General features: G+C 57.1%; 23 protein-coding genes. 4 read left to right on the top strand and 19 right to left on the bottom strand.

Annotation, left to right across the window (positions count from 1 at the left end):
• Window positions 1-95 precede the first annotated feature (95 nt).
• From RO22_RS22340 to dksA, 12 genes are all read right to left on the bottom strand, one after another.
• Window positions 96-1,274 (bottom strand): acetyl-CoA C-acetyltransferase, encoded by a 1,179-nt coding sequence (locus RO22_RS22340; protein ID WP_022520696.1) that lies wholly within the window; start codon window positions 1,272-1,274, stop codon window positions 96-98.
• Window positions 1,275-1,493: 219 nt separating this feature from the next.
• Window positions 1,494-1,874 (bottom strand): aspartate 1-decarboxylase, encoded by a 381-nt coding sequence (panD, locus tag RO22_RS22345; RefSeq protein ID WP_007111819.1) that lies wholly within the window; start codon window positions 1,872-1,874, stop codon window positions 1,494-1,496.
• A gap of 29 nt (window positions 1,875-1,903) precedes the next feature.
• Window positions 1,904-2,776, bottom strand: coding sequence for a pantoate--beta-alanine ligase (panC, locus tag RO22_RS22350; protein WP_041159437.1), 873 nt, complete (start codon window positions 2,774-2,776; stop codon window positions 1,904-1,906).
• Window positions 2,777-2,822: 46 nt separating this feature from the next.
• Window positions 2,823-3,614 carry a 3-methyl-2-oxobutanoate hydroxymethyltransferase gene (panB, locus tag RO22_RS22355; RefSeq protein ID WP_041159438.1) on the bottom strand — a complete coding sequence of 264 codons (792 nt, stop codon included), beginning with the start codon at window positions 3,612-3,614 and terminating at the stop codon, window positions 2,823-2,825.
• A gap of 299 nt (window positions 3,615-3,913) precedes the next feature.
• Window positions 3,914-4,249, bottom strand: coding sequence for a hypothetical protein (locus tag RO22_RS22360; protein WP_152618930.1), 336 nt, complete (start codon window positions 4,247-4,249; stop codon window positions 3,914-3,916).
• A gap of 390 nt (window positions 4,250-4,639) precedes the next feature.
• Window positions 4,640-5,125 (bottom strand): 2-amino-4-hydroxy-6-hydroxymethyldihydropteridine diphosphokinase, encoded by a 486-nt coding sequence (gene folK / locus RO22_RS22365; RefSeq protein ID WP_041159439.1) that lies wholly within the window; start codon window positions 5,123-5,125, stop codon window positions 4,640-4,642.
• Window positions 5,125-6,507: a polynucleotide adenylyltransferase PcnB gene (gene pcnB / locus RO22_RS22370; RefSeq protein WP_009287938.1), complete on the bottom strand. Its 1,383-nt coding sequence runs from the start codon at window positions 6,505-6,507 to the stop codon at window positions 5,125-5,127. Before pcnB ends, folK begins: the two co-directional genes overlap by 1 nt.
• Window positions 6,508-7,435: 928 nt before the next feature.
• A complete protein-coding gene (locus RO22_RS22375; RefSeq protein WP_041159440.1) occupies window positions 7,436-8,830 on the bottom strand; it encodes a sigma-54-dependent transcriptional regulator in 1,395 nt (464 codons plus the stop codon).
• The gene (locus tag RO22_RS22380) at window positions 8,808-11,756 is read right to left on the bottom strand and encodes an ATP-binding protein (RefSeq protein ID WP_041159453.1); all 2,949 of its coding nucleotides are present in this window, start codon (window positions 11,754-11,756) and stop codon (window positions 8,808-8,810) included. Before RO22_RS22380 ends, RO22_RS22375 begins: the two co-directional genes overlap by 23 nt.
• 1 nt (window position 11,757) lies before the next feature.
• Window positions 11,758-11,934, bottom strand: coding sequence for a hypothetical protein (locus tag RO22_RS24800; protein ID WP_007111811.1), 177 nt, complete (start codon window positions 11,932-11,934; stop codon window positions 11,758-11,760).
• A gap of 1 nt (window position 11,935) precedes the next feature.
• A complete protein-coding gene (gluQRS, locus tag RO22_RS22390; RefSeq protein WP_041159441.1) occupies window positions 11,936-12,847 on the bottom strand; it encodes a tRNA glutamyl-Q(34) synthetase GluQRS in 912 nt (303 codons plus the stop codon).
• Between the two features lie 101 nt (window positions 12,848-12,948).
• A complete protein-coding gene (gene dksA / locus RO22_RS22395) occupies window positions 12,949-13,386 on the bottom strand; it encodes an RNA polymerase-binding protein DksA (protein WP_007111809.1) in 438 nt (145 codons plus the stop codon).
• A gap of 215 nt (window positions 13,387-13,601) precedes the next feature.
• Between dksA and RO22_RS22400 the strand changes: the two genes are divergently transcribed.
• Window positions 13,602-14,762 (top strand): aminotransferase class I/II-fold pyridoxal phosphate-dependent enzyme, encoded by a 1,161-nt coding sequence (locus RO22_RS22400; protein WP_041159442.1) that lies wholly within the window; start codon window positions 13,602-13,604, stop codon window positions 14,760-14,762.
• The gene (gene sfsA, locus RO22_RS22405; protein WP_200890277.1) at window positions 14,762-15,490 is read left to right on the top strand and encodes a DNA/RNA nuclease SfsA; all 729 of its coding nucleotides are present in this window, start codon (window positions 14,762-14,764) and stop codon (window positions 15,488-15,490) included. Before RO22_RS22400 ends, sfsA begins: the two co-directional genes overlap by 1 nt.
• Window positions 15,491-15,636: 146 nt before the next feature.
• Here sfsA and RO22_RS22410 read toward each other — a convergent pair whose 3' ends face one another.
• The 6 genes from RO22_RS22410 to RO22_RS22435 form a co-directional block, all read right to left on the bottom strand.
• Entirely contained in the window at window positions 15,637-16,086 is a 450-nt protein-coding gene (locus RO22_RS22410) for a DUF4426 domain-containing protein (protein WP_041159444.1), read from the bottom strand.
• A gap of 39 nt (window positions 16,087-16,125) precedes the next feature.
• On the bottom strand, window positions 16,126-16,719 hold the full coding sequence (metW, locus tag RO22_RS22415) for a methionine biosynthesis protein MetW (protein ID WP_041159454.1): 594 nt from the start codon (window positions 16,717-16,719) through the stop codon (window positions 16,126-16,128).
• A complete protein-coding gene (metX, locus tag RO22_RS22420; protein WP_009287944.1) occupies window positions 16,719-17,945 on the bottom strand; it encodes a homoserine O-succinyltransferase MetX in 1,227 nt (408 codons plus the stop codon). Before metX ends, metW begins: the two co-directional genes overlap by 1 nt.
• Window positions 17,946-18,162: 217 nt before the next feature.
• Entirely contained in the window at window positions 18,163-18,756 is a 594-nt protein-coding gene (locus tag RO22_RS22425; RefSeq protein WP_041159445.1) for a YggT family protein, read from the bottom strand.
• A gap of 55 nt (window positions 18,757-18,811) precedes the next feature.
• Complete coding sequence (gene proC, locus RO22_RS22430) at window positions 18,812-19,636, bottom strand: pyrroline-5-carboxylate reductase (protein ID WP_022520687.1); 825 nt, start codon at window positions 19,634-19,636, stop codon at window positions 18,812-18,814.
• Between the two features lie 55 nt (window positions 19,637-19,691).
• Window positions 19,692-20,408: a YggS family pyridoxal phosphate-dependent enzyme gene (locus RO22_RS22435; protein ID WP_041159446.1), complete on the bottom strand. Its 717-nt coding sequence runs from the start codon at window positions 20,406-20,408 to the stop codon at window positions 19,692-19,694.
• 32 nt (window positions 20,409-20,440) lie between these two features.
• Here RO22_RS22435 and RO22_RS22440 point away from each other — a divergent pair, with 32 nt between their 5' ends.
• A complete protein-coding gene (locus tag RO22_RS22440; RefSeq protein ID WP_041159447.1) occupies window positions 20,441-21,484 on the top strand; it encodes a type IV pilus twitching motility protein PilT in 1,044 nt (347 codons plus the stop codon).
• A 65-nt stretch (window positions 21,485-21,549) separates the two neighbouring features.
• Here RO22_RS22440 and RO22_RS22445 read toward each other — a convergent pair whose 3' ends face one another.
• Window positions 21,550-22,689 carry an anhydro-N-acetylmuramic acid kinase gene (locus RO22_RS22445; protein WP_041159448.1) on the bottom strand — a complete coding sequence of 380 codons (1,140 nt, stop codon included), beginning with the start codon at window positions 22,687-22,689 and terminating at the stop codon, window positions 21,550-21,552.
• Window positions 22,690-22,823: 134 nt separating this feature from the next.
• On the opposite strand from RO22_RS22445, the gene tyrS reads away from it, so the two are divergent.
• Entirely contained in the window at window positions 22,824-24,023 is a 1,200-nt protein-coding gene (tyrS, locus tag RO22_RS22450; RefSeq protein ID WP_009287950.1) for a tyrosine--tRNA ligase, read from the top strand.
• Window positions 24,024-24,358 lie beyond the last annotated feature (335 nt).

A 24,358-nucleotide genomic window follows, 5' to 3' on the forward strand; every position in this document is an offset into this window, starting at 1 on the left:
AGATAAAGAGGTTTGTGCATCCCGAACGGAAAAAGCCCTCGTCAATTGACAAGGGCTTATATTAGTTCTTAGTTAAGCGAGCGAAGGGTAGGTTTTTAAGGCCGCTCGATAGCCAAGGCTACGCCCTGACCGCCGCCGATGCACAGCGTCGCGAGGCCTTTCTTGGCGTCGCGGGCGATCATTTCGTGGAGCAGCGTGACCAGTACGCGGCAGCCGGAGGCACCGATGGGGTGGCCTAGAGCGATCGCGCCGCCGTTGACGTTCACTTTAGACGTATCCCAGCCGAGCTCTTTGTTGACAGATAGCGCCTGGGCGGCAAACGCTTCGTTGGCTTCGACCAAGTCCAGGTCGTCCAGGCTCCAGCCGGCTTTTTCCAGGCAGCGGCGAGTGGCCGGTGCGGGGCCGATACCCATAATGGCAGGGTCAACGCCTGCGTTGGAGTAAGCCGCTATGCGTGCCAGTGGCTCTAGCCCCAACTGCTTAGCTTTTTCGGCGGAGCAGAGCATAACCACCGCCGCGCCGTCGTTGAGCGCCGAGGCGTTACCGGCGGTAACGGTGCCGTCTTTCTTAAACGCAGGGCGCATGCCGCCAAGCTTCTCCGCGGTAACTTCCCGTGGGTTCTCGTCGGTATCAAACACCACCGGGTCGCCTTTGCGCTGGGGAATTTCCACCGGCACGATCTGGCCTTTGAACTTACCTTCTTTGATGGCGGCAGCGGCTTTCTGCTGTGACGCTGCGGCGAACTCATCCATCGCTTCGCGGGTGATACCGTACTTCTCGGCTAAATTCTCGGCGGTAATACCCATATGGTAGTTGTTGAACGCATCCCACAGGCCGTCGTGTACCATGGAATCAATTGCCTTCCAATCGCCCATGCGCTGACCGTTGCGGGAGTTGGGCAGTACGTGGGGCGAGGCGGACATATTCTCCTGGCCGCCGGCCAGAATCAGCTCGGCATCGCCGCAGCGAATGGCCTGCGTAGCGAGATGCAGTGCCTTAAGGCCTGAGCCACACACTTTGTTGATGGTCATGGCCGGTACCGAGTCCGGTAGGCCGCCTTTGATAGCCGCTTGGCGCGCTGGGTTTTGACCAACGCCCGCGGTGAGCACCTGGCCCAGCAGTACTTCGTCAACCTGATCGGGAGAAACGCCGGTTGAGGCAAGGATATCCTTGATCACCAAAGCGCCTAGGTCGCTCGCTGGAATACCTGCGAGGGAGCCGCCGAAAGCGCCCACAGCGGTGCGGCGTGCCGCAACAATGACTACTTCTTGCATAAGATGACTCCTGGAGTAATTAACAGACAGTCTGATGCCAGATGCCCGATAGGTGTGCTCTGCAGCCGTACTCTTTTATTCGTGCTGTGTCAGCCGTCTCTTCAGCATAGGGGAAGGTGGTGCGTTGCGGCAATAAACCTTTATGGGCAAATAAAAACGGGCCAACATGTGGCCCGTCAGAAGAAAGCATTAGAGGCGCTAAGATTAGGCCAGTTGTGATCAGGCCAACTGTACTGGAATAATATTGCTGGTGTGGCTGACGTGGTTACCTTCCTGGAGATACACCAGAGCAGGCTGGTGGTTTTCCAGTTCGGCTTCGGAGTAGTGGGCGTAGCTGCAGATAATGATCCGGTGGCCAGGGGCGGCGAGGTGGGCCGCAGCGCCGTTGATCGAAATGAGCTTGGAGCCTTCCTCACCGCGAATGGCGTAAGTGGTGAAGCGTTCGCCATTCTCGACGTTGTAAATCTGGATCTGCTCATTTTCACGAATACCCGCCATATCCAGCAGGTCGCCGTCGATGGCGCAGGAGCCTTCGTAGTTAAGCACCGCGTGAGTGACGCGTGCCATGTGCAGCTTGGCTTTGAGCATGATGGTATGCATGTGAGTTCCTATTTTTACCCGTTGTTTGTTTATTCTCTGCCAGTAGTGGCAGCGCTGGCCGGGAGTTGAACAGTGAGGTTATCGATTAATCGCGCCGGGCCCAGCTTGGCGGCGGCCAGCAGTACCGCATGGCAGGTCGCTAGGTTAATGGGGCCTAGCGTGACATCGCGCAGTTCCAAATAGTCCAGCGTAAAGCCCGCATCATACAGCGCGGTGTTGCCCTGGTGTAGTACCTTTTCGATAGGTTCTCCGCGCTCTAGCGCATCGCGAAGCGTACACAGCGTGCGGTAAAGCGCAGGGGCGATTGCACGCTCCTCGCTACTTAAATAGCCATTGCGTGATGACAGTGCCAGGCCATCTTCTGCGCGCACGATGGGCACGCCGATAATCTCGATGGGCATGTGCAGATCGCGCACTAGCTTACGAATCACCGCAAGCTGCTGGTAATCCTTCTCCCCAAAGCAGGCAATATCTGGCTGCACCAGATTAAACAGCATGCTGACCACGGTGGAGACACCGTCAAAATGGCCGGGTCGTGAGCCGCCACACAGACCCTCACCCACCACGGGCACATGCACGCGGGTCTGGGCGTCCAAGCCGTTGGGGTAGAGCGAGCTCACCGTCGGGGCGAACAGCACATCGCAGCCAGCCTCGATAAGCTGTGCTTGGTCGGCATCAAAGGTACGCGGGTAGCCGTCTAAATCTTCGCCTGGGCCAAACTGCATCGGATTGACAAACAGGCTTGCGACCACGATATCGGCGTGCTGGCGCGCGCAGGCGACCAGCGCTAGGTGCCCGGCATGTAGGTTGCCCATGGTGGGTACCAGGGCAATACGCTGGCCGCGTTGGCGGTAATCTCGCAGCGTGCTGCGTAGCTGATCAATGTCTCGCAAAGTGCGCATAGTCGTTTCGCGTCAATAACAAAAAATGGTCGATAGTCGAGCTGTTTTAAAAACAGTGCTCTTGAGCCGGGAAGGCGCGGGTTTTGACCGCTTCATGGTAGGCCTGGAAAGCTGCTTGAATGCTATCAGCCTCAGCCATGAAGTTTTTTACAAAGCGGGGTGTGCGGCCATGGGTGATGCCGAGCACATCGTGCATTACCAGGATCTGACCATCGGTATCCGGCCCTGCGCCAATGCCAATCACCGGTACATCCAGCGCTTCGGTGACCGCTTTGCCCAGGCTGGCAGGGACGCACTCAAGCAGAATCACCGAGGCGCCCGCCTCGACAAGCACTTTTGCGTCATTAATGATGCGCTCAGCGTGAGCGGCGTCGCGCCCCTGCACTTTATAGCCACCTAGCTGATGCACGGTTTGTGGGGTTAAACCCAGGTGGGCACACACCGGTACACCGCGGCGGGTGAGTTCACGAATGCCATCGGCCATCCACGCTTCGCCTTCCAGTTTGACCAGCTCCGCCCCCGCGCGCATCACGGCACCGGCATCTTCCAGCAGGCGCTCGGTGGTGACGTTGCTCATAAAGGGTAGATCCACCATCAACAGGCTATGGCCTTTACCACGCTCAGCGCAGCGGGTGTGGTAAACGATGTCTTCAATGGTGACGGGCAGAGTGCTGTTATGGCCCTGTAGCACCATGCCCAGCGAATCACCGACGAGCAGGACATCAATGCCTGCTTGGCTTGCCGCATGGGCAAAGGAGGCGTCGTAAGCGGTTAGGCAGCTGAATGTCTCGCCAGCCTGCTTATAGGCCTGCAGCGTGCTTAGGGTGACGGTTTTCATGGCGTGCTCTCATGTTTTACGTGAGGCCGCTGCGACATAGGCAGCCGACCATTATTGATGCTGCATCCCTGCATACGCGAAGTGGCGTAACCGGCAATTGTTACCTGAATGGGGTGTCGGTGTCGAGATTTGTGTCAAATGGTAGCGTTAGCCGCACACTCGGTGTCTGGGGAGGGTATTTTAGTCTGTCGTCAAATGACAGCGAATGCTGGCCACGAGCTAGAGAGTGTAAACTCTGCCAGCGATGCCAGCATAGTAGAGGTGATGCACGGTTATCTGTGGGTGAAGATTTTTATCTCTCAACGGTAGCTGTTAAGAATGCGAGCTAGTGAATCCGAAAAGCTATAAGAGTTTGGCTGCGTAGTGTCAGAACTTGCCTTTGTGGCGTAATTTATCTCACCACCTAGCTTTTTTGCTATTTCCTCGGCACGTTCCTGAGCAAATGACAAACCCCCGCCATCCATATTTAGCTGTAGGTCTCTGGGCGTTTGCGCCAATCCGGTATCCCATACTTTGGCTACCACCTTGCCGTGAACCGTTATTTCAGCAAATAAATTCTCTGGCGAATTGTCGGGACGCCCAGTTTGTTGAGCAGCGTGTTCATGTATAGAGGGAAGATTCTTCATCTCCGCCATCTCAGATTCCGTCATTTTTCTTGCGTGGGGTGCCATCTCCTTGAATGAGTTGACGTTTCCAGTTACCGCGTATGACAGTTGGCTGCTAATGCCTGATATACTCATTTCTTGATGCCTCATGAATTAATTTGTTCTGGAAAATCAAGTAGCTAATGAGTTAGTGAGCATGAGGTGTTTAAGCAAGCTAGAGCCCGCTAAATTAATCACAGCTACTTTAAGTAAGCTTAGCCTGCGATGAACCTAAGGGCAAAGGTTCTATAAGCCTAAACATAGGGCTGAAAACGTGCCTTTTCGCACTTTAGTTGCACTTCTACAGTCATGAGTTTGAAACGCTGGCTAGGTACTGAAAGCAGTAACCTCAAGCTCTAAGTGTCAGATGGGATAAGCGCACTAAACCCTGAGCAAGTCTTGTGACTCAACACCTTCAAGCCAGGTGGATAGCGGCTGTTGGAGAAGGTCTAGAGAGGGGGCGATCTCTGCGAGGGGGAGCAGTACAAAGGCCCGGGCAGTCATTTGCGGGTGCGGCACGCGTAGGCGTGGCGTATCGATAGTGTCATTAGCGTAGAGCAGCAGGTCAAGATCGAGCGTTCGGGGCCCCCAGTGGCGCTGGCGGCGGCGGCGATGCTGCTGCTCTAACACCTGAAGCTGGTCGAGTAGCGCCAGCGGCGAGAGCCGTGTCTCCAGCGCTGCCACCGCGTTGATAAAGTCCGGCTGATCCTGCGGCCCCACCGGGCGGCTGGCGTAAAGCGATGATGCTGCCACCAATCGACTTAGCGGTAGCATTGCCAGCTCGTTGAGGGCCTCGCGAACCTGCTCGATAGGCGACTCCAGATTGCTACCCAAGCCAATATAGGCGAGCTGGGGAGGAGCACCCACTACTCTGGCGCGCTCGGCTTACGGCGCCGTTTGCGACGACGATCGCCCTGGCTGGCGGGGTCGCCGCCAACTTTTTGCAGTAAGCGGCGCTGTTCGTGCTCATCGCCGCGCTGAAACGCCGTCCACCACTCGCCTAAACCACTTGGTATCTCGCCCGCCTGTTCGCGCAGCAGCAGCAGATCATAGCCAGCTCTGAAACGCGAATGTTCGCGGGTTTGAAAGGCTTTTTTACCGCGCCGCTGGGGTAGGCGCTGCTGTAATTCCCAAATTTCCCGCATCGGGATGCCAAAGCGCTTGGGAATGGATGTGAACTCTAACTGACGAGAGACCACCTGTTGGGCGGCTGCTTGAAGCGCGGGAATAGGCGGCATGCCTTCTTGTTCCAACGCTTCCTGACGATGTTTGACCGGTGCCCATAAAAACGCAGCCAGCAGAAACGCGGGGGTGACGGGGCGCTCTTCGGCGATACGTTTATCGGTATTGGTCAGCGCCTGCTCAATCAGCTCTTCGGCCCAGGCGGCATCGGCCATGGCTTCTTCGGCCTCGGGGAACAGCATACCGAATAGGCCGTAGTGGCTGAGCAGCCGGAAGGTAACCAAGCCGTGGCCCGACATAAACAGCTTGAGCACTTCATCGAATAGCCGCGCTGGGGGAATCTGCAGCAGCAGCGGCGCCTGATCGTACATCGGCGCTTCAGTGGCGGGATCCAGCGTGAAATCGAGCTTAGCCGCAAAACGCACTGCCCGCAGCATCCGTACCGGGTCTTCACGGTAGCGTGTCGCCGGGTCGCCAATCAGGCGCAGGGTGCGGGTCTTAATGTCCTCGGCACCATTGGCAAAATCGGTGATGCTGAAGTCGGCGATATTGTAGTAGAGCGCATTAACGGTGAAGTCGCGGCGCAGCGCGTCTTCTTCGATATTGCCCCATACATTGTCGCGTAGCAGTAACCCTTCATCGGACTGATGGGCAATGTGGTCGCCATGCTCGTCTTGGGGTTTGCCACGGAAGGTGGTGACCTCAATGACCTCGCGGCCAAAGCGCACATGGACAATCCGAAAACGGCGGCCGATCAGGCGCGAGTTACGAAATAGATCGCGAACCTGCTCTGGAGTGGCGTTGGTGGCGACATCAAAATCTTTGGGCATCTTGCCCAGCAGCGCATCACGAATGCAACCGCCCACCAAATAGGCGTCGAAACCCGCGCCGCTAAGGCGATAAAGCACTTTTAACGCGGCATCGCTAATATGCTGGCGAGAAACAGGGTGCTCGGACCGAGGGATGTTGCGCGGAGTGAGGGCGCTGGTGGTGCTCTCTTGGGGATCAAGCAAGGTTTTCAATTGCTCCCCCGGGCTGTGTAGGAAACGGGTAAATCCTTTAAACATGCGACGATTTCAACTCGCAGGTACGAAAAAATGGTCGTAAAAATAGTCGTTAGAAAACACTTCAAACGAGTACTGAACATAAACCACGAGTGGCTGAGTGTAGCCGACCCTTCATGGCTTGCAAAGAGCGGCTTGCAAAGTAGCGGCTTGCAAAGCACTTGACGCTGGCGGGGGCTAACACAGGTTTTAAACCCAGGTTTCAAACACGGAAAGGGGAGGCTAAGAGAGCCTCCCCTATCAAGCAATTAATCAGCGTCCGTGCTGCTATTTTTCTTCATGATGGCACATCGCCCTGAATACGCACCGCAGTCGGTAGGCGTAAGGATCACGATGGTTCCGACCGCCTCGTATTCAAAACAATAATCCAACCGCGAACTTTTCTCCCCCCGGGGTATTATTATTGGCGCCGGGGTGTACACACTGACAGCTATTGTTGTTGTTAGGATGCCAAGTCACATTGTACGTCGCGTCCTTTCGGGCCACTTGCTAACTTTTGTTGTTGTTCGCTGCGCCTGTGTTGCCTGCGCAAGCAAGTAATGAGATTCAAGCCTGTTGTTCTTGTTAGTACCGTTATCTCTACCTGGCCCTGTTGTTTTTGTTGTGGCTCAGGTTGTGGCGAGGTCATGTTGTTTTTGTTGGTGACCTGGCGCTATGCCCAGTTTGTTTTTCTTACCCAGTAATACTGCAGACCCTGTGCCACCTATTTAATAAATTATAAATTTCAGAAGGTTGGAGTTTTTTAAGTCACTGCGGAACTTTACGGCGCGAGAAGTGTTACCCCTTTCGCGCCCGTTTGTGCGCGGCGTTGTGTGGGAAGGTAACAGTGCCTGGGTAGCGAAAGGCAGAATATTTCTTATTTAAATCAGTATATTAGACGATAGTCGTAGGCGTGGTGTGGAGGCGCGAGTGGATAGCAATGCCCAGGTGCTTAACCTGGGCGCCGGGCGGTTTTTTTGCGCGGTATGCCAAGCCGCTGGCGTCGTTCCCAAAGGTTTTTACGGCTAATGCCCAGTTTTTGTGCCAATTCGGTTTCACTCATTTGGTCTTGGTGTTCGAGGACAAAGTGCTGAAAATAATCTTCTAAAGAGAGATCATCTTCATTCTCTTCAGCACTTTTATCACCGCCACCACTGGCAGCAGGTGTGCTGGACGCGCCAGAGGACGGATGGGGGCGTGGGGTGGTCGGCGCTAGACCCAGGTCATCCGGATGGATCAGATGCCCCTCGGCAAGAATCACTCCGCGCTCAAGGGCATTCTCCAGCTCGCGAACGTTACCCGGCCAAGGGTAGTCGCGCAGATCCTGGCGGGCTGCGCGGGACAAACGCAGGCCCGTGCGTTCGTGGCGCTTACACGCCTTGTCGAGCAGAATGTCGGCGATCTCAAGCACGTCATCCTCGCGCTCGCGCAGCGGCGGCAGCTCGATCTGCATCACGTTCAGCCGGTAGTAAAGATCAAGGCGGAACTCGCCGGTTTTTGACAGTGCTCGCAGGTCACGATGGGTGGCTGCAATCAGGCGGACATTGACGTGGCGGGTTTCCACCGAGCCAATTTTACGGATTTCACCCTCTTGAAGAACGCGCAGCAGACGCGCCTGGGCATCCAGTGGTAGTTCACCAATCTCATCCAAAAATAGCGTACCGCCATCAGCGGCTTCGACTAACCCGGTGCGCGCAGCGCTGGCGCCGGTAAAAGCGCCTTTCTCATGGCCAAACAGCTCTGATTCGATCAGCGTTTCAGGAATCGCCGCGCAGTTGACGCAGATCAACGGTGCCTTGGCGCGCTTGCTCTGCTGGTGAATGGCGCGTGCCACCAGCTCCTTGCCGGTACCTGACTCGCCAAGAATCAATACGGTGACATCGGCCGGTGCGGTTTTACTAATGCGGGTGTAGACCTGCTGCATGGCAACGCAGTTGCCGATCATGGTTTGCCGGCTGCCGCCTGCATCGGTGATATCCGGGGGCGGACTCTGCTGCATCGACTGCTTGTGCAGGATCCGCTCAACGGTCTCCAATAGCTCCGCGTGGTCAAAGGGCTTGGCAACGTAGTCCACAGCCCCCTGTTTGAGCGCCTCCACCGCAGAGCGCATGCTGGCGTAGCTGGTCATGATCAATACTGGCACGGGGGCCGCGGCGGCGATCAGCGAGGTGCCCGGTTCGCCCGGCAGACGCAGGTCGCTGATGATGAGGTCGAACCCTGCGAGCTCAAGCTGGCTGGCCTCCTCAGCGCTGCCTGCTTCGCTGACCGTATAGTCGTGGCGTTCCAGAAGGCGCTTTAGCGCGCTGCGAATAATCGCTTCATCTTCAACAATCAGAATCCTGGGCATGGGTTGGCTGATCATCCTGTTGGTAAAGCGGCAGCCATAACGTAATGGCCGTGCCGCGAGGCTGTCCGGGGGGTGGCGAAGCCACGTCTATTTTACCCTGGTGCTCATTGATAATCTGGTAGGCCAATGAAAGGCCCAGACCGGTGCCCTCGCCGGCGGGCTTGGTGGTGGTAAAGGGCTCGAATAGGTGCTCGCGCACTCGTGGGTCGATGCCCTGACCGTTATCGGTTATCCGCCACCATGCAAGCTGCTCGTGGCGCCCTGCGGTCATGTGAACTTCTCCCCCTTGGCCGCAGGCATCCCGGGCATTGCTCAGCAGGTTGACCATCACTTGCGTTAATCGCTGGGCATCGCCGCGCACCACCACGTCGTCAGGCGTTTCATTGGTTAAGGTAACATCCTCTCCCGAGCGGGCGAGGTGGATCAAGTGCAGTGCATCTTCGCTAATGGATGCAAGTGCCACAGGTGAGGCAGGGAGCGGTACCGATTGGCTTCCCCCATGGGCAAAGCCAACCAGTGAGTTAACGATTTTGGTGACCCGTTGGGTCAGCTGCTGGATTTGCTCGGCGGTCTCCAGCAGGGCGGGGTCGTTGGTGTCGTAGCGTAGATTTTGCGCCAGCGACGAGATGCCGGTAATCGGGTTGCCAATTTCGTGGGCGACCCCAGCGGCTAACTGACCGATAGAGGCAAGGCGCGCTGCATGCACCAACTCATCTTCCAACCATTTCATTTCGGTATGGTCTTCAATCAGAATAACGCTGCCGCCACGGCTGTCACTACCGCTGAGAATCGCTTTGTGCAGGGTCAAAAAATAGTCTTTACCGTGCAGCGTGACCGCCTGTTTGTAGAGCGGTGCTGATGTGGTTTCCAGCACGCCGCCGAGTAGGCCGGGCCAGGGGGCAGGCAGGCTGTCGCGACGTGAACCGATCACGCTTTCACCGCTAATGCCCGAGAGTTGAGAGAGCGCCTGATTCCACATTAGTAGTTCATCGTCATCGCCTAGCACGCACAGCCCCACGGGCAGATAGGCCAGGGTTTGGCGGTGGTGGCGGCGCAAGCCGTCGAGTTCCCGGGCTAGCCCCGTTAACCGCGAACGGTAGGCTTCCAGGCGACTTTCAACAAAGTGAATATCGTCGGTTTCAGGGGTGTCGTCGTGGCGGTAGGGTAGATAGCGATCAACAATATCCCGTGCCACCGATGGACCCATTAGGCCCGAGAGATTGGCCTGAATACGGTCACGCAAGCGACGCAGCGCGTAGGGACGGCGCTCCTGGGGCGTTAAGTTGAGTGCTTGCAATGCCCGATTCACTTCACGGCTAGCCGCCTCATCGCCGAGGGCGTGGGCTAAGTGGGTAGAAAAATCGCTCGCCGTGGCGGCTTCCAGTGGAAAGCGCTTGGAGCGGATAACGGCATCGACGGAGCACGCTTCCGCGGCGGACTGCTCACCTTCAGAAATACGCGTAAACAGCGATATCACAATCAACAGCAGGATATTGACCGCTAACGAGAGCAGCGTGACGTTGTACCAAACCGGCGCACCAGTGTCGGTAAGCGGGGTAAAGGGCAGCGTCGGTACGGGTAGCGAGAACATGAGCGGCAGCCATAGCCCCCATAGCCATACGCCGACGCCTGCGATGAGGCCAATAATCATGCCTTTACGGTTAGCGCCCGGCCAGTAGAGCAGCGCCAGCATGCCAGGCAGGCACTGGGCCATCCCCACAAATGCGGCTAATCCCAAACCGATAAGCCCATGATGGCGCCCTACCCACTGGTAAAACACCCAGCCGCTGATAATCACAGCGACCACTAGCCCTCGGCGCAGCCACAGCAGCCAGCCGTAGAGATCACTGCGCGCTTCCGGGGGCCTCGCTACCAGTACAATATGATTAAGCACCATGCCGGAAAGTGCCAGTGCAATCATAATCATGGTGCCGCTGGCGGCGGCTAGCCCGCCGATAAACGCCAGTGCCCCTACCCACCAGTGCTCGGTCATTAGGTAGGCGGCATAGGCGGCGATGGGTATGTCGGGATTGACCGACTGCGCGGCCCACCAAATCAACGGCACGGGTAGCGCCATTAATAGCAGGAAAAGCGGCAGCGCCCAGCTCGCTTGTAGCAGGGTATGCCGGGATAGACTTTCTGAAAAACTGATATGAAACAGATGCGGCATCATAAACGCCGCCGCAAAAAACAGCAGCAGGAGGGTTCTCCACTGGGCCGGGTCAAGTTTGGGTGTCTGTTGTTGGAGGAGAGCGCCAGGGCCCTCCAGCCACAGCTGCAGGTCGCCTGGGCCGTCAAACACCATCCATAGCGCCACCACGCCGAGCCCCAGCATGGCCAGCAGTTTAACAATGGATTCAAACGCAATGGCGCTAAGCAGAGTGTCGTGGCGGCCGTGAGACTGGCTGTGGCGGGCACCGAAAATAACCGCAAAGGCGGCAATTACGGCGCAAAAAAGTAGCGCAACGCTACCTCCCGCTTGGCTGGCGGTGATGATATTGATGGCTTCGCCCAGGGTTTGGACTTGAATGCCGAGCAGTGGCAGCACCGCCAGTAGACTGACGATGGTGACCAGCGTACCCGCCCAACGAGAGCGAAAGCGAAAGGCAAACAGATCCGCCAATGACGTTAGTTGATAGGTGCGGGTGATGCGCTGGATGGGCACCAGTAGCACAGGGGCGAGCAAGAAGGCGCCCGCTGCGCCCAGGTAGTAGGCGAGGAAGCCAAACCCCGCGTGGGCAGCCATTTCCACGCTGCCGTAAATCGCCCAGGCGCTGGCATAAACACCCAGGGCAAGGGTATAAACAATCGGGTGGCGGGTAATACGCACCGGCACCCAGCCGCGCTCTACCGCAAAACCGCAGCCAAACAGCAGTGCCAGGTAGCCCAGCCCAAGCAGTAGGACGCCGACTATCTCAACGTGCATCTCAACGTTCATCAAGCTTTCTCTTCTGCTCCAGCCAGAGAGTTAACGCAATCAAACCGCCCCAAATCGCAAACGGCCGGTACCAGGCGGCCTCAGGGTCGCTCCAGCCATTCATCAGTAGCGGAGAGAGCAGGTAGCCGCCAAACACCAAAAACAGCATGATGCGATAGACATACATATCAATCTCCTACTGGAGGTGAAGAGGGATTTAAACGGTGTGCCGTTGGGTTTAAACGTGCCAACGACCAGTTCGCTACCGCCCAGTGTAGCTGAGTCGCGGAGGGCTCTGAGGCCAGTTCTTGTGGCGGCGCTTGATCAAGCGCTTCCAGCGCCTGAAAGAGCTGCTGGCGCACTTTCTGCTCGTCTTCTGCCAGGGCCGGGGCCAGGTTTTGCTTGGAGAGCTTTTGCCCTTCAGCGGTCACAATGAGTGGCAGATGCAAGTAACGCGGCTGCGGTAGCTGAAGTGCGCTCTGCAATTGGCGCTGCCAAGGGGTGTTATCGAGCAAATCGAGCCCGCGTACCACATCGGTAATCTGCTGCTCGGCGTCATCCACTACCACGGCGAGCTGATACGCCCATAGGTCATCTTTGCGCTTTAATACCACATCGCCTAGTTCAGCCGGGTCAAACTGCTGCTCGCCGAACAGCCGGTCTTGCCAGCGGATAGGGCGTTCGCCACGGTCGCTGCGCAGCCGCCAGGCCACCGGTTTATTCGCATCGCAAACGCCATCGCGGCACCAGCCGGGGTAGATATCAAACGCCTGCCACTGCTTGCGCGAACAGCTGCAGGGATAGGCCAGGCCGAGTTGGACAAGCTGGTCAAGCGCCTGTTGGTAAGCATCGCCGCGAGTGTGCTGCCACATTACCGCTTCGTCCCACTCCAGCCCGAAGGTTTCCAACTGGCGAAGGATAGTGCTCGCCGCGCCTTCAGGGCAACGCGGTGGGTCGATATCTTCAATGCGTACCAGCCACTGCCCATCGGCTGCGCGGGCATCTAAATAGCTGCCTAAGGCGGCGACCAAAGAGCCAAAGTGCAGCGGGCCTGAGGGCGTAGGAGCAAAGCGACCACGGTAGCGAGCAAAATCATTCATAGTAGCGTCGTTGTTGAAAGGGGCTGATTGTTCACAAAAAGCCATTCACAAAAACGGGCACCCTAAGGTGCCCGCGTTCGAGTAGCACGGTCTTTTAGTGCTCAGCCGCCTAGCTGTTTCTCTTTGAGTTCCGCCAGGGTTTTGCAATCCACACAAAGGGTGGCGGTGGGGCGAGCTTCTAAACGACGAATGCCGATTTCAACGCCGCAGGCTTCGCAGAAGCCATAATCATCATCATCGATGTTATCTAGCGTCTCGTTAATTTTCTTGAGCAGCTTACGCTCGCGATCCCGGGTACGCAGTTCCAGGCTAAAGCCCTCTTCCTGGGTAGCACGGTCGGCGGGGTCGGCGTAGTTGTTCGCATCTTCCTGCAGGTGGCGTACGGTACGATCCACCTCTTCCATGAGATCCTGTTTCCAATCCAGCAGCAGCTGACGGAAGTGCGCTAGCTGCTGCTCGTTCATATACTCTTCACCCGGCGCTGGCTCATACGGAGTGAAGGACTTGGACGCTTCCGGTTTCTTTTCTGCTACTGGCATGGGACTGCCCCTTACATATGTGACTACTGATCGACCATGAGCGATTGTCACGATCTCACGCCAAAGGGATGCTTGTTTAGCTGAAAAATGACTGGGTTGCAAGCATAATGGTGAGCTGTCGACGATTGTTTGGCCTTGAATATGACTAGCGCCATGTTTTAGTTAGTTTTTCAATATTTGTCCAGTTTCAAAAATGATTAGATGAAGGAGCCGTTATGGCCTGGAATTCGCGTGTCGATCACGTTGCCCCTTTTCGGGTCATGCATTTGCTGGAAATGGCCCAGGCGCGGGAAGCCGCCTGCCACGATGTGATTCACCTGGAAGTAGGCGAGCCGGATTTTGCTACTCCCGAGCCCATTATCGCTGCCGGGCAGCAGGCGTTGGCCAGTGGCCATACCCGCTACACCCCAGCAGCTGGGCTGCCCGCGCTGCGCGAGGCGATCGCCGGACATTACGCCGAGCACTTTAACGCTACGGTTGATCCTGCACGTATTTTGGTAACGCCCGGGGCGTCAGGGGCACTGCTGCTGGCCAGCCAGTTATTAGTTGAAACCGGCTCGCGGGTGCTGATGGCTGATCCGAACTACCCCTGCAATCGTCACTTTATGGCGCTAGCTGGCGCTGAGATTGATGCGGTATCCGTGGGGCGAGGTAGCGGCTGGCAGTTGGACGCTGCCCTGGTCGCCCAGCATTGGCGTGAGGACACAAGCCTAGCGATGTTGGCGTCGCCCTCTAACCCTACCGGCCACACGTTGAGCGCGCAACAGCTCTCTGCAGTGCTGGCAGCGGTCGCTGAGCGCGAAGGCGAGGTCATCGTCGATGAGATTTATCAGGGCCTCAACTACGACGATGCGCCGCTGTCGGCGACTTCGCTCTCCGCCAACGCCTATGTGGTCAACAGCTTTTCAAAATATTTTGGCATGACCGGCTGGCGCCTGGGCTGGCTGGTGGCGCCAGAGCATGCAGTGGAGCCATTAACGCGGCTGGCGCAGAACATGTTTCTGGCCGCGGCGACGCCGTCGCAGCATGCCGCCCTGGCGGCGTTTACGCCCGAGAGCCGGGGTATTCTTGAACAGCGTCGTGAAACCCTGAAAGAGCGCCGCCAGGTACTGCTGGAGGGCCTTGCAGGCTTGGGGCTGGCGCCGGATCTCCCGCCCCAGGGGGCGTTTTATTTGTGGTTGGATATCTCCCGCTACAGCCGCGATAGCCAGGCCTTCTGCGAGCGCTTATTGCAGGAGGAGAACGTGGCGATTACCCCGGGTATTGATTTTGCCGTACGTGGCGGCGAACACCATGTGCGCATTGCTTTCACCAATGATGTGGCTCGGCTGGAAGAGGCGGTGGCTCGGATTGCACGCTTTGTGGGCAGGCTGTGATGCTGACTTATCCGGCGCTGGTGCCGGGCACGCTGATCAAGCGTTATAAGCGCTTTCTCGCCGATGTGCGTTTGGATGATGGTCGCGAAGTCGTCGCCCACTGCCCCAATACCGGCTCGATGAAGGCGGTGAACGTGCCAGGGTGCCGAGTGTGGTTGTCACCCAGCGATAACCCCAAGCGCAAGCTTGCCTGGACGTGGGAGTTTATCGAGCTGCCCCAAGCGGATGAGCAGGTGGCGCTCGCCTCGGTGCATACCGGACGCGCTAACCGCATCGTGGAAGCGGCGCTGGAGGCGGGGGCTTTGGCACCGTTGGCAGGCTACGCCACTCTGCGCCGGGAGGTGAAAGTGGCCGACGCCCGCCTCGATTTTAGGCTGGATGACCCAGAGCGTGGGCGGGCGTATATCGAGGTGAAGCAGGTCACCCTCAAAGAGCAGGACGGCCACGGCTACTTTCCGGACTCGGTAAGTGTGCGCGGTACCAAGCATCTGCATTCGCTGCGAGTGTTGGCAGAGCAGGGCGAACGGGCGGTGCTGCTGTTTTGTGTCGCCCACGAAGGTATAGCCGATGTAGCCGCCGCAGCCCATATCGACGCGACTTACGCGGCAGCTCTAGCGGAGGCCTCGGCCAGCGGGGTGGAAGTGCTGGCTTACGGCATTGAAGTGGCTCGAGAGCAGGAGCGCCCAACGGAGGTGCGGCTAACCCGCAGCCTGCCTGTACGGCTTTAAAGTGGCATGAGCTTGCCGAGGGCAGGTGACGCAAGGGCGCTGTGAACCCTTCCCTGGGCGCTACTTTCGCCATCCATGGCGAAAGACCCTTGCTTACACCAACCCTCGGCGCTTTGGATGCTAATTTATATGTTTCTAGGTACGACTTAGCGATCAATATAAAAACGCTGAATAAAGTTCACCGGTTCGGGGGCTGCGTTGCGGTCGTAACGCACGCTTAGCTCAAAGCGCATGTTCTCATCGTCGAGTAGGGTAAAAGGCGCCAGGTGGTAGGTGGCATCGCCGTCGTGCACGGTGCGAAAGCTGAGCGACTCCTGGGCGCCCGTCAAGCCGCTTACGTGGCCCTGTACGCTGGCGTTAACGGGGCGGGTACTGCCATCCTCCTGGCGCTCGCGAACGCTTACATTCACCAGGCCGCGGTTAGCGCTGCGCTGGAGGTTGTTCGCTTGGGCCACCTCCGGGGTCAAAAAGCTGCTGTTCACCGCGCTGTAGTGAATCTCGTAATCACCCACGCTGACGAACTGCTCGGCGTGGGCCCCAGCGGCGGCGAAGAGCGTGCCGACAAGGGCGGCACTCATCATTAATCTGCGTAACATGGCGTGGCTCCTTGGGTTACGTTTAAACGCGATGAATATCTAGCGGCGACGAACGCGGAAAATGGCAATTTCACCAAATAGATTGGGCCATAGCCGCGATTTCCAGTGACCTTGATGATCCCCCACGCCCACCGCGCGATCAACAATCATCAAGCCCTTCTCGCGGCACAGATGCTCAAAGTCGTTGAACGTTGAGAGATGGATGTTGGGTGTGTCGTACCAGGCGTGGGGCAGCGATTTGGATACCGGCATATAGCCGCGCAGGCCCAAATGAACACGGTGACGCCAGTAGGCGAAGTTGGGGAAAGTGATGATGCCCTCTTCGGCGACACGCAGCATTTCATCGAGCATCCTGTCCGGACGGCGCAGCGCCTGAAGCGCCTGGGTCATGATTACCTGGTCATAACTGTTATCGCAGAAGCTGCTTAAACCGTCATCCAGGTTGTGCTCAATCACGCTGACGCCCCGGGCGACGCAGGCATTAATGCCGTCGTGGTCGATCTCTAAGCCATAGCCGGTCACGCCTTTATTGTTCGCCAGGGTCTCCAGCAGCTCGCCGTCGCCACAGGCGAGGTCGAGCACGTGCGCCCCTTCGGGCACCCAGTCATAAATCAGTTCAAGATCGGCGCGCATCATGGCGTCTCCTCTGAGCTCGTTGCATCTTCGCTTGCTTCATCTTTACCCACTTCGGCGAGGTTAAGCTCGCCAGCAGCGCGATTCATAAAAGCGCTGAAGATGGCGTCGTAGCGCGGCTCTGAGAGTAAGAAAGCATCGTGCCCATGGGGCGAGTCGATGTTGGCGTAGCTAACCGCTTTGCCCGCACGAATGAGTGCATCGACCAGCTCGCGGGAGCGCGAGGGCGGAAAGCGCCAATCGGTGGTAAAGCTAACAATCAAAAACGGGCACTGCGCTGGGGCCAGGGCTTTGGCTAAGTCGCCCCCTTGGGTGGCGGAAGGGTCAAAGTAGTCCAGCGCTTTGGTCATCAGCAGGTAAGTATTGGCATCAAAGGCGGTGGAGAAGGTATCGCCCTGATAGCGCAAGTAGGACTCCACCTGGAACTCAACGTCAAAGCCGAAGTTAAGGTCGTCGCTACGCAAATCGCGGCCAAACTTGCTGCCCATGGCGTCTTCGGACAGGTAGGTGATATGGCCCACCATGCGCGCGAGCTTAAGTCCGCGTTTGGGTACGGTGTCGTGCTCGGCATACCAGCCGTCAAAAAACTCCGGATCAGAGCGAATCGCCTGGCGAGCCACTTCGTTGAAAGCGATATTTTGCGCCGAGAGTCGTGGCGTGGCGGCAATCACCACCGCATTAGCCACCCGTTCCGGGTAGGTCATTGTCCATTGCATCACCTGCATGCCGCCCAGGCTGCCGCCTACCGCGGCGGCCCAGCGCTCAATCCCCAGGTGGTCGGCAAGCCGCGCCTGGCTAGCTACCCAATCGCTCACCGTGACCATGGGGAACTCAGGCCCCCATTGTCGACCGGTGTCGGGGTTATGACTGACCGGCCCGGTGCTGCCATGGCAGCCCCCAAGGTTATTAAGCGACACAACAAAAAAACGGTTGGTGTCGATCGCTTTGCCGGGGCCAATATGGGCATCCCACCAGCCGGGCTTGCGGTCTTCTTCGCTGTGGTAGCCCGCGGCGTGGTGGTGACCCGAGAGCGCGTGGCAAATCAGTACCGCGTTACTGCGATCGGCATTCAATGTGCCGTAGGTTTCGTAAATCAGCTCGTAGGCAGGCAGCACTTTGCCGCAGGCGAGAGCGAGCGGCGTGTCGAAGCGTGCCACGTGCGGGGTGACCACGCCGACGGAGCCCGCCGGTCGGTCTGCAAATGCAAGCGTATCTGAGTCAGGCATTGAAGGCGCTAGTCCTGCTGAAAGAGGGCGACTGAAGTAGATCCTGTAAACCTCTGATTAACTATTGCGCTTGCCCATACGGCGTTAAAAATCGCCTCAAAATGCTCATTTACAACCTGTAAATTCCGCTTTTTCGTTGATTTTTGCCTTGTCTGGCCTGCACTCATTACGTTAATCAGAGGCTTCCTTGCTAAGAATACGGAGATGGCAGTTGCCATCACAGCCCGACCAGCGCGCCGGAAATGCCCGCCGCACGAATCAGGGCGCCGACCACCAAACCATCGATCAGGTTAATGGTGATAAACACCACGATAGGCGATAGATCGATCATGCCCAGCGGAGGAATCACTTTGCGTACCGGGGCCATAATCGGCTCTACCAACTGCATAACCAGCAGCGCACCTGGATGGCTGGCGTTGGGCGCTACCCAGCTCAAAATAATCATCACAATCAGGGCGAAGAAGTAGATTTTTAAAATTGCATTCGCCAAGGCGGCCGCACCGGCAATCAGCAGTCCAGCAATGGGCGGCATGCCAACGCCAATCACCATAAAAATGGCGATGATGCTAGCCACTTTCAATACAAAGCCTGCTGCTAAGGTGGCGAGGTCGAAGCGGCCAGCCACAGGGCCTAAAAAGCCTTGAAATAGCCCCACTACCGGCTGGGTGATTTTGACCACCGATTGGCTTAACGGGTTGTAGTAATCCGCCCGCGACGCTTGCAGCAGGAAGCGCAGCATGAGTAAAAAGAGGTAAATATTGATGAGGGTATTTACCAGCATTAACCCTGCACTGCCCAATTCATTGCCCATTATTATGTCTCCTTGATGATCCGGTAGCTTAGGCTGTGTTAGCCGAATGGCTGCATTAGCTGCCGCTTAGTTCCTTGGCCATTGCCTGGGCGCGGTCGGCGCAGGCCTGCATGGCGTCGGCAATCGTGGTGCGCAATTGTGCCTCTTCCATATGTTGAATGGCACGTTCGGTGGTGCCGCCCGGCGACATAACGTTCTGTTTCAGCGTGGCCGGGTCTTTATCACTCTGCTGCGCCATGGTGGCGGCACCCAGCGCGGTTTGAATAGCCAGGCGGCGCGCGGTGGCGGCAGGTAGGCCGAGTTTAACCGCGGCTTCTTCCATGGCTTCGAACATCAGAAAGAAGTAGGCCGGGGCGCTACCAGAAACAGCGGTGACTGCGTCTAACAGGGCTTCTTCTTCCACCCACTCCACAATGCCGACCGCTTCCATTAACTGGGTGGCCACGTCACGCTGGGCATCGCTGACGTTGGCATTGGCGTAGAGGCCGCTGGCGCCATAACCGACCAGCGAGGGCGTATTGGGCATGCAGCGTACCATGGCATTCTGGCCGCCTAGCCACTGGTCGATCGTGCCGGCATCCAGGCCGGCAGCAATCGAGATGACCAACGGCTGCTGGCGCTGAACGCTGTCGCGCAACGCTTCGCATACGTTGCGCATGATTTGCGGCTTCACCGCGAGTACCACCACATCGGCCTCAGCCACCGCCGCATTGTTGTCGGTGTCTGTATTGATGCCTAAGCGTTGTTTAATCGATGTCAGTTCGCTGTCATTCGGCGCGGTGGCGGTAATAGTAGAAGGCGCGACGCCGCTGTCGATTAGGCCGCCGATAATGGCGCTGGCCATATTGCCGGCCCCAATGAAGGTAATCTTATTCGCCATGGTAGGTGTCCCTTAAGTAAAAGTGTTCTACGTAAAAAAGTGGGCTACTTTTCGTCTAAGCCGATGGGCGAGCGCCGAAAATTGCAGTGCCCAAACGCACCAGCGTGGCGCCTTCCAGCACCGCCGCTTCTAAATCGTCGCTCATGCCCATCGAGAGCGTATCAAGGGGTGTGCCTGGCAAGCTGCTTTGTAAGGCGGTAAAAGCTTCGCGTAGTGCTGCCAATGGCTGGCGCTGAGCACTTATATCCACTGCTGGAGCGGGGATCGCCATTAAACCGCGCAGGCGCAGATTAGGCAGTGTGGCGACTTCCCTGGCCAATTCCTCTAACTCCTCGGGCAGCACACCAGCTTTGCTCTCCTCTCGGCTGATATTAATCTGCAGGCAGATATTGAGCGGCGCAAGGTGCGTTGGGCGCTGCTCGTTAAGGCGTTTGGCAATTTTTAGCCGATCGACGCTGTGTACCCAGTCAAAGTGCTCGGCCACAGAGCGGGTTTTGTTGGACTGCAGGGGGCCAATGAAATGCCATACAATGCCGTCAAGATCAGTAAGCTCTGCCTGCTTTTCCAGCGCTTCTTGCAAATAGTTTTCACCAAATTCACGCTGACCCAACTGCCAAATCTGACGAATCATCGCCGCAGGCTTGGTTTTGCTGACGGCCAGTAGCTTGGCTGCACCCTGGGCGCGCCCCGCGTTTTCTAATGCATTATGCAGGCGTTCAAGCGCCTGAGCGTATGAATGGCCGAGTGACTCGTTAAGCGCGATGTCTGTCATACTCAAGCACCTTACCGCAGCTGGGAAGAGAGATGGATATTACCGAACTGCTAGCATTCTCGGCAAAGCAGAATGCCTCTGACTTGCACCTTTCGGCCGGTTTGCCGCCCATGATACGTGTTGATGGCGATATTCGTCGGCTCAATGTGCCCGCTATCGATAATAACGATGTGCGCAGATTGATCTACGCCATCATGAATGATCGTCAGCGGCGCGACTACGAAGAGCACCTGGAAATTGATTTTTCCTTTGAAGTGCCGGGGATCGCCCGCTTTCGTGTTAACGCCTTTACTCAAGCTCGCGGGGCGGGGGCGGTGTTTCGCACCATTCCCAATCAAGTACTTTCCATACAAACCCTTGGGCTCGGTGAGGTGTTCGAGCGCCTGGCGATGTTACCTCGGGGCCTGGTGCTGGTGACTGGGCCAACGGGGTCGGGCAAAAGCACCACGCTGGCCGCGATGATCGATTACATTAACGATCATCGTTACGAGCACATTCTCACCATTGAAGACCCCGTCGAGTTTGTCCACGTTAGCAAGCGCTGTTTGATTAACCAACGCGAAGTGCATCGCGACACCCATAGCTTTGCCGATGCGTTGCGTAGCGTGCTGCGTGAAGACCCGGATGTGATCCTGGTCGGCGAGCTGCGTGATCTGGAGACCATCCGTTTAGCACTGACCGCTGCTGAAACTGGTCATCTGGTGCTGGGAACGCTGCATACCACCTCTGCCGTCAAGACAATCGACCGGATCATCGATGTTTTTCCCAGCGAAGAGAAAGCCATGGTGCGCTCCATGCTGTCGGAATCGCTCCAGGCAGTGGTGTCGCAATCGCTGCTTAAACGTCAGGGCGGCGGGCGCGTAGCGGCCCACGAAATCCTCATTGCCACTTCTGCAGTGCGCAACTTGATCCGCGAAGACAAAGTGGCGCAGATGTACTCAGCCATTCAAACCGGTGGCAGCCTGGGTATGCAAACCCTGGATGCCGCGCTGTCTCGGTTAGTCAATGAGGGCGTTGTAAGCATAGAGGAAGCCCAGGCTCAGGCTAAAGGCACTCTCGTCGCAAAAGCTGAATAATTTAAGCCTTGTGGCGTACCAACTGCTTTTCTTTGAGGTCTAGGGGCGTATTCAAACAATGAGTATTAGGGGGCATAGATTCCACCCAATACCCGCGGGCCCTGCGCGCCGGTGACCGAGGGCAAGTTGCCAGGCAGGTTGTGCAGACGCTGGTGCGCCAACCAGGCAAAGGCGCCCGCTTCAATCCAGTCTTCAGGCCAGCCGTACGCCGCTGGCGAAGTGAGTGTGGCGCGGGGGAGATGATAGGCAAGGCGCTGCATTAAGTAGCCGTTGTGGGCGCCGCCGCCAGCGGTGATCAGCGTCAGCGGGCCACTATCGATCCGCAGTTGTTCAATCCCCTGGGCGATACTGACGGCGGTGAGTTCAGCCAGCGTCGCCTGAACATCGGCGGCGGCCTCCTGGCCGCTGAGGTGTTTTTGAAGCCAATCCAGATGAAATAGCTCACGCCCTGTGCTTCTCGGCGGCGGCTGCTGGAAAAACGGTTCGGAAAGCAGTCGAGCTAATAGCGCTTCATCTACCTTGCCGCTAGCGGCCCAATCGCCGTCCTGGTCAAAGCGGCCGCCCTGGTGCAAGGCAAACCAGCCATCCAATAAAACATTTGCAGGCCCGGTATCAAAACCTATCACCGGGTCGTTCGGCTGGCTAGAGAGCCAGGTGAGATTGGCAAAGCCGCCCAAATTAAGTACCAGCTGATGCGTGTCTGCTCGCCCAAATAGCGCCTGATGAAATGCTGGTGCCAGCGGTGCAGCCTGCCCCCCAGCGGCTAAATCTCGGCGACGGAAATCGGCCACTACCGTGCAGCCGGTGAGTTCCGCTAACAGGCTGGGGTTGTCCAGCTGTAAGGTATAGCTTGGGCCGCCGTCGTGGCCTGCAGGGGCGTGTTCGATAGTTTGGCCGTGGCTGCCGATGGCACTGATCTGTTCTACGCTCACTGAAAGTGGCGCTAATAAGTGTTGCACGGCTTGGGCCTGGCATTGGCAGAACGCGTGTTCCGCTGCTGCGAGCTGCGCAAAACTCACCTGCTCCGCATGACACAGCTTAAACAGTAGGCGATGAAGCTCGTCCGGCATCGGTTCGGCATGGGTGGCCAACAGGCGTGGCGGCGAATCACCTTCGATGGTGATAAGTGCCGCATCAATACCGTCCAGACTAGTGCCGGACATCAGGCCAATATAGTAAAGCGGCGAAGCGGTAGGCGTTTTCATAAGCGAACTCGTACAAAGCTGGGCTGAGACTAAACCAGGGTGAGAGCTAAACCAAGGCGAGCGAGCATGGTAACATCGTCAGCTATTTATCACCTGAGCCCGGTAAGGGCGGTTCTTTATAGTGGAGAGAGGCAATGAGTGAGGTGGATCAGGCTTTAGCGCTGCTGTCGCGGGGTACGCATGAAATCCTGGTAGAGGATGAGCTAAAACAGAAGCTGGCTTCAGGCCGCAAACTGCGTATCAAAGCGGGTTTTGATCCCACGGCCCCTGACTTACACCTGGGGCACAGCGTATTGCTGACCAAAATGCGCCAGTTTCAGGATTTGGGGCACACGGTTATCTTTTTGATCGGTGACTTTACCGGGCGTATTGGTGACCCTACCGGTAAGAACGTGACGCGCAAACCGCTCACTGAAGAGGATGTGAAAGCCAACGCCGAAACCTATAAAGAGCAAGTGTTTAAAATCCTCGACCCTGAAAAGACCGAGGTACGTTTTAACGCCGAATGGTTTGGCGAGCTCTCCGCTGCCAAAATGATTGAGCTGGCTGCCCAAAGCACCGTCGCCCGTATGCTGGAACGGGATGACTTTGAAAAGCGCTATAAAGCCAATCAGTCCATTGCCATTCACGAATTTCTCTACCCGCTGGTACAGGGCTACGACTCGGTAGCGCTTGAGGCGGACGTGGAGCTGGGCGGCACTGACCAGAAGTTCAACCTGCTGATGGGGCGCGAAATTCAAAAACACTTCGGCCAGGAGCCCCAGGTGGTCATTACCATGCCGCTGTTGGAAGGGTTAGACGGCGTGCAGAAGATGTCGAAGTCCCTGGGCAACTACATTGGTGTCGATGAAGCGCCGGGCTCCATGTTCAATAAGCTGGTCTCCATGCCGGATAGCTTGATGTGGCGCTATTTTGAGCTGCTCTCTTTGAAATCGAACGAAGAGATTGACGCGCTCAAGCAGAGCGTTGAGCAGGGCGCGAACCCGCGGGATATCAAAATGGAGCTGGCCCGTGAGCTAATTGCCCGCTACCACGGCGATGAAGCAGCCGCCAGTGCGCACAAGTCAGCGGGTAATCAACTGGCTGATGGCGAGCTGCCAGAAGATCTGCCGGAAGTCACGGTCGATTTTGAGGGCAGTGAGCAAGCACCTATTGCAGCAGTGCTTAATAGAGCTGAGCTTGCGAATAACAGTGCCCAAGCCAAAGACATGCTGGGTAATGGCCGAGTTAAAGTCGACGGCGACGTCGTTGCCAAAGACACTATGCTGGCGACAGGTAAGAGCTATGTTATTCAAGCTGGTAAGAAACGTTACGCTCGTGTGACGCTTATTTGAACTTTCTGTCAAAAAGCCCTTGCCAACCCGTCAGCGAATCCGTAAAGTACGCATCCGCTGCCGGGGACGCCAAGCGTTACCAGCGGTGAATGAAGTGTAAAAGCTTCGGTTTGTCAGGTAGTTAGTGCTTTTGGGACGCCAAGCGTTACCAGCGGTGAATGAAGTGTAAAAGCTTCGGTTTGTCAGGTAGTTAGTGCTTTTACGAAAGCCAGCGGTTTTGGATGTGGTCAGTTTAACATCGAAAACAACGCCCTTGACAAACACCAGGAAATGCGTAGAATACGCCTTCCTCGCTGAGGCAAGCCAGTTCAACGGCAAGCCGTGTGGCCCAGTTG

It is taken from the genome of Halomonas sp. KHS3 (assembly GCF_000830495.1).
Classification (GTDB): domain Bacteria; phylum Pseudomonadota; class Gammaproteobacteria; order Pseudomonadales; family Halomonadaceae; genus Vreelandella; species Vreelandella titanicae.

Bases quoted from the DNA above. Each gene is read 5' to 3' on its own strand.
- RO22_RS22340 (WP_022520696.1), bottom strand. From the start codon at position 1,274: ATGCAAGAAGTAGTCATTGTTGCGGCACGCCGCACCGCTGTGGGCGCT.
- panD (WP_007111819.1), bottom strand. From the start codon at position 1,874: ATGCATACCATCATGCTCAAAGCCAAGCTGCACATGGCACGCGTCACT.
- panC (WP_041159437.1), bottom strand. From the start codon at position 2,776: ATGCGCACTTTGCGAGACATTGATCAGCTACGCAGCACGCTGCGAGAT.
- panB (WP_041159438.1), bottom strand. From the start codon at position 3,614: ATGAAAACCGTCACCCTAAGCACGCTGCAGGCCTATAAGCAGGCTGGC.
- RO22_RS22360 (WP_152618930.1), bottom strand. From the start codon at position 4,249: ATGGCGGAGATGAAGAATCTTCCCTCTATACATGAACACGCTGCTCAA.
- pcnB (WP_009287938.1), bottom strand. From the start codon at position 6,507: ATGTTTAAAGGATTTACCCGTTTCCTACACAGCCCGGGGGAGCAATTG.
- RO22_RS22375 (WP_041159440.1), bottom strand. From the start codon at position 8,830: ATGCCCAGGATTCTGATTGTTGAAGATGAAGCGATTATTCGCAGCGCG.
- RO22_RS22380 (WP_041159453.1), bottom strand. From the start codon at position 11,756: ATGCACGTTGAGATAGTCGGCGTCCTACTGCTTGGGCTGGGCTACCTG.
- RO22_RS24800 (WP_007111811.1), bottom strand. From the start codon at position 11,934: ATGTATGTCTATCGCATCATGCTGTTTTTGGTGTTTGGCGGCTACCTG.
- gluQRS (WP_041159441.1), bottom strand. From the start codon at position 12,847: ATGAATGATTTTGCTCGCTACCGTGGTCGCTTTGCTCCTACGCCCTCA.
- dksA (WP_007111809.1), bottom strand. From the start codon at position 13,386: ATGCCAGTAGCAGAAAAGAAACCGGAAGCGTCCAAGTCCTTCACTCCG.
- RO22_RS22400 (WP_041159442.1), top strand. From the start codon at position 13,602: ATGGCCTGGAATTCGCGTGTCGATCACGTTGCCCCTTTTCGGGTCATG.
- sfsA (WP_200890277.1), top strand. From the start codon at position 14,762: ATGCTGACTTATCCGGCGCTGGTGCCGGGCACGCTGATCAAGCGTTAT.
- RO22_RS22410 (WP_041159444.1), bottom strand. From the start codon at position 16,086: ATGTTACGCAGATTAATGATGAGTGCCGCCCTTGTCGGCACGCTCTTC.
- metW (WP_041159454.1), bottom strand. From the start codon at position 16,719: ATGCGCGCCGATCTTGAACTGATTTATGACTGGGTGCCCGAAGGGGCG.
- metX (WP_009287944.1), bottom strand. From the start codon at position 17,945: ATGCCTGACTCAGATACGCTTGCATTTGCAGACCGACCGGCGGGCTCC.
- RO22_RS22425 (WP_041159445.1), bottom strand. From the start codon at position 18,756: ATGGGCAATGAATTGGGCAGTGCAGGGTTAATGCTGGTAAATACCCTC.
- proC (WP_022520687.1), bottom strand. From the start codon at position 19,636: ATGGCGAATAAGATTACCTTCATTGGGGCCGGCAATATGGCCAGCGCC.
- RO22_RS22435 (WP_041159446.1), bottom strand. From the start codon at position 20,408: ATGACAGACATCGCGCTTAACGAGTCACTCGGCCATTCATACGCTCAG.
- RO22_RS22440 (WP_041159447.1), top strand. From the start codon at position 20,441: ATGGATATTACCGAACTGCTAGCATTCTCGGCAAAGCAGAATGCCTCT.
- RO22_RS22445 (WP_041159448.1), bottom strand. From the start codon at position 22,689: ATGAAAACGCCTACCGCTTCGCCGCTTTACTATATTGGCCTGATGTCC.
- tyrS (WP_009287950.1), top strand. From the start codon at position 22,824: ATGAGTGAGGTGGATCAGGCTTTAGCGCTGCTGTCGCGGGGTACGCAT.